The 12,322-nt window shown below is 64.6% G+C and carries 8 protein-coding genes; all 8 read left to right on the top strand.

Going from position 1 to position 12,322, the window contains the following annotated elements:
- Window positions 1-21: 21 nt before the first annotated feature.
- The 8 genes from Q0K62_RS02535 (at window position 22) to acnA (ending at window position 12,159) form a co-directional block, all read left to right on the top strand.
- Entirely contained in the window at window positions 22-1,011 is a 990-nt protein-coding gene (locus Q0K62_RS02535) for an ABC transporter permease (protein WP_297316448.1), read from the top strand.
- 29 nt (window positions 1,012-1,040) lie between these two features.
- Window positions 1,041-3,038: an ABC transporter ATP-binding protein gene (locus tag Q0K62_RS02530; protein WP_297316447.1), complete on the top strand. Its 1,998-nt coding sequence runs from the start codon at window positions 1,041-1,043 to the stop codon at window positions 3,036-3,038.
- A gap of 81 nt (window positions 3,039-3,119) precedes the next feature.
- On the top strand, window positions 3,120-4,007 hold the full coding sequence (locus Q0K62_RS02525; protein ID WP_297316408.1) for a DUF3710 domain-containing protein: 888 nt from the start codon (window positions 3,120-3,122) through the stop codon (window positions 4,005-4,007).
- Between the two features lie 4 nt (window positions 4,008-4,011).
- Window positions 4,012-4,761: a DUF3159 domain-containing protein gene (locus Q0K62_RS02520; protein WP_297316407.1), complete on the top strand. Its 750-nt coding sequence runs from the start codon at window positions 4,012-4,014 to the stop codon at window positions 4,759-4,761.
- A 42-nt stretch (window positions 4,762-4,803) separates the two neighbouring features.
- The gene (locus Q0K62_RS02515; RefSeq protein ID WP_297316406.1) at window positions 4,804-6,078 is read left to right on the top strand and encodes a TRAM domain-containing protein; all 1,275 of its coding nucleotides are present in this window, start codon (window positions 4,804-4,806) and stop codon (window positions 6,076-6,078) included.
- Window positions 6,079-6,173: 95 nt separating this feature from the next.
- Window positions 6,174-6,842, top strand: a complete 669-nt coding sequence (locus Q0K62_RS02510) for a hypothetical protein (RefSeq protein ID WP_297316405.1) — start codon at window positions 6,174-6,176, stop codon at window positions 6,840-6,842.
- Window positions 6,835-9,324 carry an HAD-IC family P-type ATPase gene (locus Q0K62_RS02505; RefSeq protein ID WP_297316404.1) on the top strand — a complete coding sequence of 830 codons (2,490 nt, stop codon included), beginning with the start codon at window positions 6,835-6,837 and terminating at the stop codon, window positions 9,322-9,324. Before Q0K62_RS02510 ends, Q0K62_RS02505 begins: the two co-directional genes overlap by 8 nt.
- Before the next feature lie 120 nt (window positions 9,325-9,444).
- Window positions 9,445-12,159, top strand: coding sequence for an aconitate hydratase AcnA (acnA, locus tag Q0K62_RS02500; protein ID WP_297316403.1), 2,715 nt, complete (start codon window positions 9,445-9,447; stop codon window positions 12,157-12,159).
- Window positions 12,160-12,322 lie beyond the last annotated feature (163 nt).

Here is a 12,322-nt window from a genome sequence, read left to right as displayed (position 1 = left end):
GATTCCATGACTGATATGACTATGAACGAATCCAATGAACTGAACCAGAGCCAGGCCAAGGTCTTCTTCCCTGACCCACTGCCCGGACAGGAGCGCTTCGTGGCTCCCATCGAGGAGACCCCCCTGCGCGAGGTCGACTCCGTCGATGAGGATGTGCCGCCGACCAGCATGTGGGCGGATGCATGGATGACCCTGAGACACAATCCCATGTTCATCATCTCGACCATCCTGGCGATCCTCGTGATCCTGGTGGCCCTCTTCCCATCCCTCTTCGCCAGACAGGACCCGAGTGCCTGCACCCTGGCCAATTCACTGGAACCGGCGCGTTCCGGCCATCCCTTCGGATTCGACCTGCAAGGATGCGACGTGTACAGCCGGGTGATCTACGGCGCTCGAACCTCGGTCTCCATCGGCATCATGACCACGATCCTGGTCACGATCCTCGGTGGTGTGATCGGAGCCGTCGCGGGCTTCTTCGGAGGCTGGATCGATGCCCTCCTGAGCCGGGTCACCGACATCTTCTTCGCCATCCCCATGCTCCTGGGAGCCATCGTCCTTTTGCAGATGTTCCGCACATCCACATCCCTGTGGAAGATCATCTTCACCCTGACCCTCTTCGGTTGGGTCAACATGGCACGCATCACGAGAAGTGCGGTCATGGAGGCCAAGAACCTGGAGTTCAACACGGCGTCGACCGCGCTCGGGTCCTCGCCGATCCGAAACCTGTTCCGGCATATCATCCCCAACTCCCTGGCTCCGGTCATCGTCATGGCCACCACCTCCATGGGTACCTACATCGTTTCGGAGGCCACCCTGAGCTTCCTGGGCGTGGGATTGCCCCCGACGGTGGTCTCCTGGGGCGGCGACATCTCGACGGCCCAGAACCTCCTTACCACCAATCCCTCGGTCCTCTTCTATCCCTCCGCCGCCCTGGCCATCACCGTGCTGGCTTTCATCATGATGGGTGATGCGGTCAAGGATGCCCTGGATCCAAAGAGCAGAACGGCCTGAGTGGAGGAAGCATGAGTCAGGAAGAAAACATGGCAGTGAAGGCCGATCAGCAGGCGGACGTGGCATCCTCCGGCCCTCTTCTGGAGGTGAAGGACCTCAAGGTGGACTTCACCTCCGATGGTCGTGATGTCCACGCCGTCCGTGATGCCTCCTTCAGTGTCTATCCCGGACAGTGGGTGGCCATCGTAGGTGAGTCCGGTTCCGGAAAGTCCACCTGCGCCATGAGTGTTCTGGGCCTCCTGCCCGGCACGGGCAGGGTGGTCGATGGGAGCATCAGGCTACAGGGCCGTGAACTGGTCGGACTGGGCCGGAAGGAGTATGAGGACCTGCGTGGTTCCCATATGGGTCTGGTTCCCCAGGATCCGATGAGCAACCTGAACCCGGTCTGGAGGATCGGGTCCCAGGTCAAGGAGGCCCTGGTCGCCAACAAGATGGACGTCTCCCGGGAGAAGCGCTCCAGGCTGGCCCAGGAGCTGGCCTCCTCCGAGGACATCAAGCTGAGGTCCTCGGACGATGAGCTCTTCATCTCCTCTGCCGACCTGCCGGGGCTTCTGAAGGCCGCGCGACAGGTCCTCGACGAGGCCGGCGTCCCCAATCCCGACAAGGTCATGGAGACCTTCAAGGGGGAGTGGGATGTCGGCTCGGAGACCAGGTGGGGTGTGGCCAGGTCCCTGATTCGGGCCGGGGTCGGTGAGGACCGGGCCTGGGGAATCGCCAAGGCCCATGTGACCGGTTCAGACATGAATGACCGGATCGCCGGTCTCCTGTCCGAGGCGGGCCTACCCGATGCAGCCACCCGTGCCCGTCAGTACCCGCACGAATTCTCCGGCGGTATGCGTCAGCGTGCGCTGATCGCCATAGGTCTGGCATCCAGGCCCGACCTCCTGATAGCCGACGAGCCCACCAGCGCCCTGGATGTAACGGTCCAGAAGAAGATCCTGGACCACCTCAAGGGGTTGACCGACTCCCTGGGCACGGCCGTCCTCTTCATCACCCACGATCTGGGTCTGGCCGCCGAGCGTGCCCAGCACATCGTAGTCATGTACAAGGGGCAGGTGGTCGAGTCCGGCCCCAGTCTCGAGGTCCTTCAGCACCCGCAGCATCCCTACACCAAGCGTCTGGTCCAGGCCGCACCGTCATTGGCCTCCCAGCGCATCATCTCCGCCAAGCAGCGGGGGCAGGATGCCGAGAGGCTGATGGAGCACCACGTCAAGGGCGAATCCACCCTGGAGCGCAGCGAACACGTCATCACGGTGGAGCACCTGACCAAGGAGTTCAAGCTGCCGAGGAAGCGGGAGCTTTTCAAGGCGGTCGACGACGTCTCCTTCTCGGTCAAGCGGGGCACCACCCTGGCCATCGTGGGGGAATCCGGCTCGGGCAAATCCACCGTGGCCAACATGGTCCTCCACCTGCTCACCCCCACCTCCGGCACGGTGACCTACGAAAACCAGGACATATCCGGTTTCAAGGGGCACGAGCTCATGGAGTTCCGCCGGCACGTCCAGCCGGTCTTCCAGAACCCCTACGGTTCCCTGGACCCCATGTACTCCATCTACCGTTCCATCGAGGAGCCCCTGCGCATCCACAGGATCGGCGACAGGAAGTCGCGTGAACAGCGGGTTCGCGAGCTCCTGGACATGGTCGAAATGCCGGAGTCGGTCATGGGACGGTATCCCAATGAGCTCTCCGGCGGTCAGCGTCAGCGTATAGCCATCGCCCGGGCCATGGCCCTCAATCCGGATGTGATCATCTGTGACGAGGCCGTTTCAGCCTTGGACGTCCTGGTTCAGGACCAGGTGCTGCGTTTGCTCAACGACCTCCAGGCCGAGCGTGGTCTGAGTTACCTCTTCATCACCCACGACCTGGCTGTGGTCCGTCAGATCGCCGACGAGGTTGTGGTCATGCAGCAGGGTAGGCTGGTCGAGCACGCCACCACGGATGAGGTGTTCGACCATCCGCAACGCCAGTACACCCGTGACCTCCTTGACGCCATCCCCGGCGGCAAGTTGCGTCTGGGTCTCGATTAGGCAGACAGGTCGGCCCCGCGCGCAGGGGTGCAGGGCCGACCACGAAGACGTCGGGAAGGCGTCACGAGGAAACGAGGCATCATGGGACTGTTTGGTTTCGGCAGGAAGCACAAGGATGACCAGGTTCACCAGGATCGGGATTCCCCCGAGCTGGAGTCCGAGGATCCGAAGGATCAGGGCAGGAAGGCCGATCAGGAACCACGGGATCAGGATGACCAGGCTCGCGAGTCCGACCAGGTCGGGAAGGATGAATCCAAGGCCGAGCAGTATCAGGTCCATGGTCTGACCAGCGGCGAGCGTGGTGTGGACCACGGTCCCTGGGACAGCGAGGATGAGGACGTTGTCGACTACGATGACTACCTTGACATCGGTTCCCTGATGCTGCCCTTCCTCCAGGGCAGTCAGCTCAGGCTCAAGGCCAACGGGAGCACCGGGGAGGTCCTGGGCGCCACCATCACCTACGGGTCGTCAAGCCTGGAGCTGGAGGCCTTTGCGGCCCCCAAGACCCTGGGGCTCTGGGATGATGTCCGTGCCGACCTGCTCAGGGCCAATCCCCGATGCCAGGAGGTCGATGGGGTCTTCGGCCAGGAGCTGGCCCTTCCGGTCAATGTTCGTGGCAAGGACCTGATGACCCGTGTGGTGGGCATCGACGGTCCGCGTTGGATGTTGCGGGGGATCTTCTCCGGTCCTGCCGCCAAAGGGGGCAAGGAGAAGGATCTGCTCGACCGGTATCTGGCCGATCTGGTTGTGGTCAGGGGCGATGAACCCCTGGCTCCTCGTGATCTGATTCCCATGCATTCACCGGTGACCCCGGACGAGCGCAGGGCCGACTCGGGCCAGGGCGGGGACGAGGGCGACAAGCCCAAGGACACCATTCCCGAGAAGCCCGAGGGGCCTTTCGATTCCGACCAGCAGACCGAGGTGAAGACCACACTCTCCCGTGGTCCCATGTTCTCGGAGGTGCGCTGAGACCGTGGGCGGAAAGGGGCAGGATGACCGGCCTTCCGACACGGAAGAAAGGAAGCATACCGGTCTGGCGGCACTGGCCGATGAGGATTTTTCGGTCTACGAGGCCATCGGAGGCTGGCGGGGGATGGTGGAATCCCTCCTGCCCGGCCTGGTCTTCCTGGTCGTTTTCCTGGTAACGGGGAACCTGGCCTGGACCGTCGTCGCGTCCGGCATCCTGGCCTTGGTCCAACTCCTGCTGAGGCTCCTGCAACGGCAGTCCTTCCTCGGGGCTCTGACCGGTCTCCTGGGGGTCGGCATCTGCCTGGTCTCGGCCTGGCTGAGCAAGGATGCCCGTAACTATTATCTGCCCGGTTTTCTGATCAACTCCTTCTGGATCCTGGTCCTGGGAGGCAGTCTGGTGGCCCGGGTGCCCGGGATCGGAGCCCTGGTGGAATACGTGCGCCAGCCTGTTCTCTCCGGTTTTCGAGCGTGGCTGAACTCCTGGCGCTCGGATCGTGCCCTCCTGCGGGCCTATGCCAGGGTCACCCTGGTATGGATCCTGGTCTTCATCATTCGCCTGGTGGTGCAGGTACCGCTGTATCTGGCCGGATTGGTCGGTCTCCTGGGCGCTGCGCGCCTGGTCCTGGGCGTGCCACTCTTCGCTCTGGCCATCTGGATTTCCTGGCTGATGATTCGTGATCCCTTCCACGCCTTCCACACCAAGGCGGACCTTGTCGATGCAGGGCAGGACGGTGACGGGGGAGTCCGGGGCTGAGACCGCCCGGGTGTGGCCCACAGGCGGTGACGAAAGGCGAGTATGGGCGTTGAGCTTCGCATGGAACGATATGCTGACCAGGGCCGGTGCGTGGCCCATCTGGACGGGCGCGTGGTCTTTGTCCGCTTTGCCCTCCCGGGCGAACTGGTCCGGGTCAGGTTGGATGAGCCCCACAAGCGGCAGGACAGGTTCTGCACCGGCGAGGTGACCGAGGTCCTGGAGGCCAGTCCCGACCGAAGGGAACCGGTATGGCGCCTGGCCGGCCCCCTGGCCTGGGGTGGCGGCTTGGGAGGCGCCGACCTGATACATGTCTCCCTGTCCGGGCAACTGGCCTGGAAGGCCGACCTGATCAGACAGCAGATGGAACGACTGGGCGGCATCCACCTCGAGGTGCCCATCACCCGCCCCGATGACGGCACCTGCCGGGATGGTCTGCACTGGCGGACCCGTATCGACCTGGTGGCGGATGACCGGGGCAGGCCTTCCATGCGGCGACGTGGTTCCCATGACAGGATAGCCCTGGAGACCATGCCCCTGGCCTCCAAGCGACTCCTGGACAAGGCGGACAGGCTTGGTCTCTGGGATGGGGGATTCGACCCCGGAAGCAGGATACGGATGGCCGTGCCTGAGCCTCCTGACGGTCAGGTGGATGGGGAGAACTTCGCCTTGCTGGTCAACGGAAAAACCAAGGAGGGGACTGACCCCCTGACCGAGCAGGTCCGGCCACGTACCGATCAGGCCGATGAGGCCACCTTCACCTACCAGGTTGATGCGGACGGGTTCTGGCAGGTGCATCGCCTGGCGCCGGGCCTTCTCTCCGGCACGGTCCTGACCCAGATCAGGCAGTGGCTTGCGGGGAAGATGGCCCCGGTCATCTGGGACCTCTATTCCGGTGCCGGCCTCTTCACCCTTCCCATGGCCGCGGACTTCCAGGGGAAGGCGCGGATCCTGGCCGTGGAAGGTGCGGCGGGGGCCGTGGCCAGGGCCCGGAAGAACCTTGCCGATGCAGGCCTGGCCAATGCCACGGTCAGACGAGGCGATGTGGAAGGTGTGCTCAGGCATGGGATTCCCAAGACGCTGGCCCATCCGGACCTGGTCCTCCTGGACCCGCCGCGGGCCGGTGCCAGGGCCGCGGTGTGCAGGCTCCTGGACCAGGCCGGTCCCTCAACCATCATCTACGTGTCCTGTGACCCCACCAGTTTGGCCAGGGATGCAGGGACACTGACCTCGCTCGGGTACAAGCTGGCCCACATCCATGCCTACGATATCTACCCCATGACCCACCATGTGGAGACCATGGCCGTCTTCACCAGGTAGGCCACGAGGTGAAGGTCGCCATCATCTCACCGGATGAACCTCAGCGGATGGCGCATTTCCGGCGGGAGGATCGGTTTTCGTCTAGAATACCGTTGATGGCAGGAATGACGTGCGGAACGGGCGGACCGGGCAGGTCCGGTGCTCCGATTCTGCCCGTCCGCAGGCGGCGTAAGGCACGTATTCCCCTGGTTCTGGTCCTGGCCTTGATTCTGGTTGGTCTCTTGACGGGCTGTGCACCCTCCCACAAGGCTGTGGGTGATACCTGGCAGCCATCCACCGTGGACCATGATGGGGTGGACCGCTCCAATGTGCTGGTATCCCTGATCGGTCGGCCCTCTTCGTCGTCCGGTACGGCTCCCAAGGACGTGGACAGCCGGATTCTGGCCTCCCTCAAGGGCCAGCGCATGGATGGGTACTACTGGCAGGCGGCCTCGGCCCGGGACCAGCAGGCGGGTGTGGAGGATGCCGTCAACCGTGGAGTCAAGCTGATTCTCCTGGATGCCCCGGCGGAGGGAGATTGGATTCCATCCCTGTCCCAGGCCAGAAAGGCCGGGATACCCGTGGCCGTCATTCCGGAGCGGGGGGCCACCTGGGAGGGCGGTCCTGACGGCATCTACTACGCCGCCACCCTCAGCCTGGAGGCCGGTACAGACAGGGGCAAGCCGGTACTCCTGGCCGATGCCCTGCAGAACATCATCGATGACGGCCCGCATGCCCGTACCCTGCGGGTCACTCTGGGTCAGGTGGAGGATCGGCATGAGTGACGGCAGAAAAGACAGGATCCCCTCCTTCCCCCAGGTCGGGGAACCGGGGCTGACCAGTGTCCAGGTGGAGGAGCGCCTGGAGGCCGGACAGGTCAACAGGACCGAGGAACGGTCATCCAGGACGCTGGGGCAGATCATCCGGGCCAACGTCTTCACGCTCTTCAACGCCATCATCCTGGGGGCCATGGTGGTGGTCCTCCTGACCGGTCAGTGGAAGGATGCCGTCTTCGGCCTGGTCATCATCATCAACACCGGGATAGGCATCGCCACCGAGCTCAAGGCCAAGCGCACCCTGGACAACCTCTCCATCCTGGTGGCTTCGGACTACTACGTTCATCGGGAGGGATCCGATCTGCGGGTCTCCCACGATGCCATCGTCAGGGATGACCTGTTGTGGATCCGTTCGGGTGACCAGATTCCCGCAGATGCCCGCATCGTGGAATCCTATGGTCTGGAACTGGATGAGTCCATGCTGACGGGGGAATCCAGGACCGTTCGCAAGCAGACGGATGACAAGGCCTACTCGGGTTCAACGGCGGTCTCCGGCATGGCCCTGGCCAGGGTCACGGCCGTCGGGGCGGGTTCCTACGCGGCCACCCTGACCGCCAAGGCCAAGGTCTTCAAGAAGGTGCACTCCGACCTGAACGAGGGGATCAACACCATCCTCAAGGTCATGACCGTCGTGGTGGTGCCCCTGTGCATCCTCCTGATCTTCACCCAGATGCGCACGGTGGGTGGGTTTCAGACCGCACTGGACAACGGGACCTGGCGGCAGGCCGTCGTCTCGGCCGTGGCCGGGGTGGTCGGCATGATTCCCGAGGGTCTGGTCCTCCTGACCTCTCTGAACTTCGCCCTTGCCGCCATCCGCCTGGCCAGGAAGCAGACCCTGGTCCAGCAGATGGAGTCGGTGGAGACCCTGGCCCGGGTCGATGCCCTCAACCTGGATAAGACCGGGACCATCACCGACGGGGGCATCGTCTTTGATGCCATCCACCTCCTCGACGGTTCAGGCAAGGAGGGGGAAGCTGTTCTGAGCCAGCCCCTGGTCGATGTCTGTGCGGAGGAGAATCCCAATGCCACAGGCCGGGCCATCATGGAGGGGCTGCCCCAGGTTCTCCCCTCCGGGACGGTCAAGGCCCGTCTTCCCTTCTCTTCGGCCAGGAAGTGGAGCGCCATCCTCGACCAGTCCGGCAGGCTCTGGTACTTCGGGGCTCCAGAGGTGCTGATGGCCACTCGGCCCGATGCCCACCCCCAGGTGGATTCGCAGGTGGCTGGTCTGGCCGACTCCGGCTACCGTGTGCTGATGCTGGCGGACGGTGGGCAGGTGCCTGCCGGCGACCTGAGACCGGATTACTTCCAGGAGGCCGGGTCCCTGCCCACAGACCTGGTACCCATGGCCCTGATCACCTGTTCCGAGCGAATTCGGGATGATGCCGCCCCCACCCTGGCCTGGTTCAGGGAGCAGGGCGTGCGCTGCCGGATCATCTCCGGCGACAACCCCGCCACGGTCGCGGCCATCGCCGGCAAGGTGGGCCTGACCGGTGCCGCCAAGCCCCGGGCCATGGATGCCCGGAAACTGCCGGAGGACCTGGAGGAACTGGCCGAGGTCCTGGAGCGGGTGGATGTGCTGGGCCGGGTCCTGCCAGACCAGAAGAAGGCCATCGTCCAGGCCCTGCATCTGGGTGGTCATACCGTGGCCATGACCGGGGACGGGGTCAATGACTCCTTGGCCCTGAAGGAGGCCGACCTGGGCATCGCCATGGGGAATGCGGCCCCGGCCACCAAGGCCGTGGCCGAGGTGGTCCTGGTGGATTCCAAGTTCTCCCATCTGCCCGACGTGGTGGCCAGAGGGCGTCAGGTCATGGCCAACATGGAACGGGTGGCTGGTCTCTTCCTGGTCAAGACCGTCTACTCGGCCCTGATTTCCCTGGGTGTGGTCCTGACGGCCATCCCCTTCCCCTACCTGCCCCGGCATATCACCTATATCGGTGCCCTGACCATCGGCACCCCCGCCTTCTTCCTGGCCCTGGCCCCGAACACCCGGCGCTACCGGCCCGGCTTTCTGAAGCGTGTCGTCGCCTTTGCCCTCCCGTCGGGACTGGCCACCGGGCTGACCATCCTGGTCGCTGCCTGGACCCTGCCCGGCATCCTGGGTCTGAACAGGTCCGATTCGGCGGATTTGACCGGTCTGCGGTCCATCTGTGCCATCATCCTCTTCTTCATGGGGGTTCTGGTCCTGGCCCAGGTGGCCCGCCCCCTGCGTTCCTGGCGTGGCCTCCTGGTCTTGGTCTTTGCCGCGGCGGGGGTCATCGGGGCCTTCATACCCCTGGTGGCCCGGTTCTTCGCCATCACCCTGCCCCAGGGGCGGGCCCTGGCCCTGACCATCGTATTCGTCCTGGCGGGGGCCGTCCTCATGGCCCTGGTGGTGTTGGCGTATCCGCCATGTGTGCGGTTCATACGCCAGTTAACACACGGGCGGTAGAACAGGGAGCATATTCCAACGGTGTCCCGTTCCCCCGGGTGGCTGTCCAAGTCGGTTCCTTCGCCTTGCAGGCAGGCATCATCGGCAGGGTGCATGGGACTGCACGAGGAGGATATGCCCATGACTGACAGGCCGACCGAACAGGGACTGTCCAGACTCCGGGTGGGGGATCGGGAGTTCGACTACTACCGCATCGCCGACCTGCCCGGCCTGGACCATCTGCCCTACAGCCTGCGTGTACTGGTCGAGAATCTGGTCCGCAACCGGGACGGAATCAACATCACCGATGACCAGGTGGATGCGCTCCTGGGCTGGGACCCGGAAGCCGAGCCCATCCATGAGATCCAGTTCTCGCCCAGCCGGGTGGTCATGCAGGACTTTACCGGAGTCCCCTGCATCGTCGACCTGGCCACCATGCGGGATGCCGTCAAGGACCTGGGCGGTGACCCCGAGGTCATCAACCCCCTGGTGCCCGTCCAGATGGTCATCGACCACTCGGTCCAGATCGACCTGGCCGGGGTGCCCGGGGCCATCGAGCACAACATGGACCTGGAGTATCAGCGCAACCGGGAACGTTACCAGTTCCTGCGCTGGGGGCAGCAGGCCTTCCGGAACTTCCGGGTGGTACCCCCCGGGACCGGCATCATCCACCAGGTCAACATCGAATACCTGGCCCAGGTGGTCATGCGCAAGGAGTCGGATCAGCCAGGTGGGCGACCCCTGGCCTACCTGGACTCCTGCGTGGGGACGGACTCGCACACCACCATGGTCAACGGGCTGGGAGTCCTGGGATGGGGCGTGGGTGGTATCGAGGCCGAGGCGGCCATGCTGGGCCAGCCCATCTCCATGCTGGTGCCCAGGGTGGTCGGTTTCAAGCTGACCGGTTCCATCCCCGAGGGGGTCACGGCCACCGACGTGGTCCTGACCGTCACCCAGATGCTCCGGGAGCATGGGGTCGTGGGCAAGTTCGTGGAGTTCCACGGCCGGGGCCTGGACCAGGTGCCCCTGGCCAACCGGGCCACCCTGGGGAACATGAGCCCGGAGTTCGGCTCCACCTGCGGTATCTTCCCCATCGACGGGGTGACCCTGGACTACCTGAGGCTGACCGGTCGGAGCGAGGACCAGGTTGCCCTGGTCGAGGCCTACGCCAAGGCCAACAGGCTCTGGCACGACCCCGATGACCCGAACTACACGGAACCCGTGTACTCCGAGACCATGGAGCTGGACCTGTCCACGGTCAGGCCCTCCATCGCCGGCCCCAAGCGTCCCCAGGACAGGATTGCCCTGGACCAGTCCAGGCAGGCCTACCAGGCCGCACTTCCCGACTACGAGACCTCGGCCACCGACCATGAGCCGGTCCCGGTCCACACCAAGACCCACGGCGACTTCGACCTGGCCAACGGGGCCGTGGTCATCGCCTCCATCACCTCCTGCACCAATACCTCCAACCCCTCGGTCATGGTGGCGGCCGGTCTCCTGGCCCGCAAGGCCCGTGCCCTGGGGCTCAGGCCCAAGCCCTGGGTCAGGACCTCCCTGGCCCCGGGCTCCCAAGTGGTCACCGACTACCTGGACCGGGCCGGACTGACCGAGGACCTGGATGCCCTGGGCTTCGAGTTGGTGGGCTACGGCTGCGCCACCTGCATCGGCAACTCCGGCCCCCTAGACCCGGCCATCTCCCGGGCCATCAATGAGCACGACCTGGCCATGACCGCCGTCCTCTCGGGGAACAGGAACTTCGAGGGCAGGATCAGCCCTGACGTGAAGATGAACTACCTGGCCTCGCCGCCCCTGGTCGTGGCTTACGCCCTGGCGGGTTCCATGAACATGGACCTGGTCAGGGAACCTCTGGGAGAGTCCCCTGACCAGCACCCGGTCTACCTGCGAGACATCTGGCCCTCCAACAGGGAGGTCCAGGAGGTCATCGACCGGACCCTGGACCGTGACATGTATTCGAAGGACTATGCCCAGGTCTTCAGGGGGGACCAGCGCTGGTTGGGGCTGGATGTCCCCTCCGGCCGGCTCTTCACCTGGGACCCTGACTCCACCTACGTGCGCAGGCAGACCTTCTTCGACGGGATGGCCGCCGCCCCCGACCCCCTCCGGGACATCGAGGGGGCCAGGGTCCTGGCCCTCCTGGGCGACTCGGTCACCACGGACCACATCTCCCCGGCGGGTGCCATCAAGGTCGAGAGCCCTGCCGGTCGATACCTGGAGGAGCATGGCATCGTCCCCAAGGACTTCAATTCCTATGGGTCGCGGCGTGGCAACCATGAGGTCATGGTCCGTGGCACCTTCGGGAACATCCGGCTGCGCAACCAGCTCCTGGCCTCGGTGGGGCTGGAGGTCAGGCCCGGCGGGTTCACCTATGACTTCCTGGCAAAGCGGCCGACCACCATCTTCGAGGCCTCCCGGGATTATGCCGGTCAGGGTGTTCCCCTGGTCATCCTGGCCGGGAAGGAGTATGGGACGGGTTCTTCGCGCGACTGGGCCGCCAAGGGGACCCTGATGCTGGGGGTCAAGGTGGTCCTTGCCCGGTCCTTCGAGCGCATTCACCGCAGCAATCTGATCGGCATGGGTGTCCTGCCCCTCCAATTCCCCCAAAACCAGTCGGCCGAGAGCCTTGGTTTGGACGGGACGGAGACATACAGCTTCGAGGGGGTTGAAGACATCAACCGGGAGATACCCGATCAGGTCAGGGTCACGGCCCTCCGCCGGGACGGTCAATCCGTCGGTTTCCGGGCCAAGGTTCGCATTGACACCCCCGGTGAGGCCGAGTACTACCGCAACGGGGGCATCCTCCAGTACGTGTTGCGCAACCTGATGGGGGAGCGGTAGGTCTCTCTCGGTCGGGCGCGATTACAGCGAGGACTGGTGGAGATGGCCTGGTCGCAATGGACGACGGCTATCATGGCCGGCCCTTTATCCAGGTCCGGGTCGGGTGGGCTGATCCGTGGCCGGATTGTGACGGGTGCCTGAATTCGCGCATCAAAACAGCCGG

Origin of the sequence: uncultured Bifidobacterium sp., assembly GCF_945269915.1 — a bacterium.
Lineage (GTDB): Bacteria > Actinomycetota > Actinomycetes > Actinomycetales > Bifidobacteriaceae > Bombiscardovia > Bombiscardovia indica.
This window is presented reverse-complemented; position numbering and strand designations above follow the sequence as displayed.

Coding starts and splice junctions, on each gene's coding strand:
- Q0K62_RS02535 (WP_297316448.1), top strand. CDS start 22: ATGAACGAATCCAATGAACTGAACCAGAGCCAGGCCAAGGTCTTCTTC.
- Q0K62_RS02530 (WP_297316447.1), top strand. CDS start 1,041: ATGGCAGTGAAGGCCGATCAGCAGGCGGACGTGGCATCCTCCGGCCCT.
- Q0K62_RS02525 (WP_297316408.1), top strand. CDS start 3,120: ATGGGACTGTTTGGTTTCGGCAGGAAGCACAAGGATGACCAGGTTCAC.
- Q0K62_RS02515 (WP_297316406.1), top strand. CDS start 4,804: ATGGGCGTTGAGCTTCGCATGGAACGATATGCTGACCAGGGCCGGTGC.
- Q0K62_RS02510 (WP_297316405.1), top strand. CDS start 6,174: ATGGCAGGAATGACGTGCGGAACGGGCGGACCGGGCAGGTCCGGTGCT.
- Q0K62_RS02505 (WP_297316404.1), top strand. CDS start 6,835: ATGAGTGACGGCAGAAAAGACAGGATCCCCTCCTTCCCCCAGGTCGGG.
- acnA (WP_297316403.1), top strand. CDS start 9,445: ATGACTGACAGGCCGACCGAACAGGGACTGTCCAGACTCCGGGTGGGG.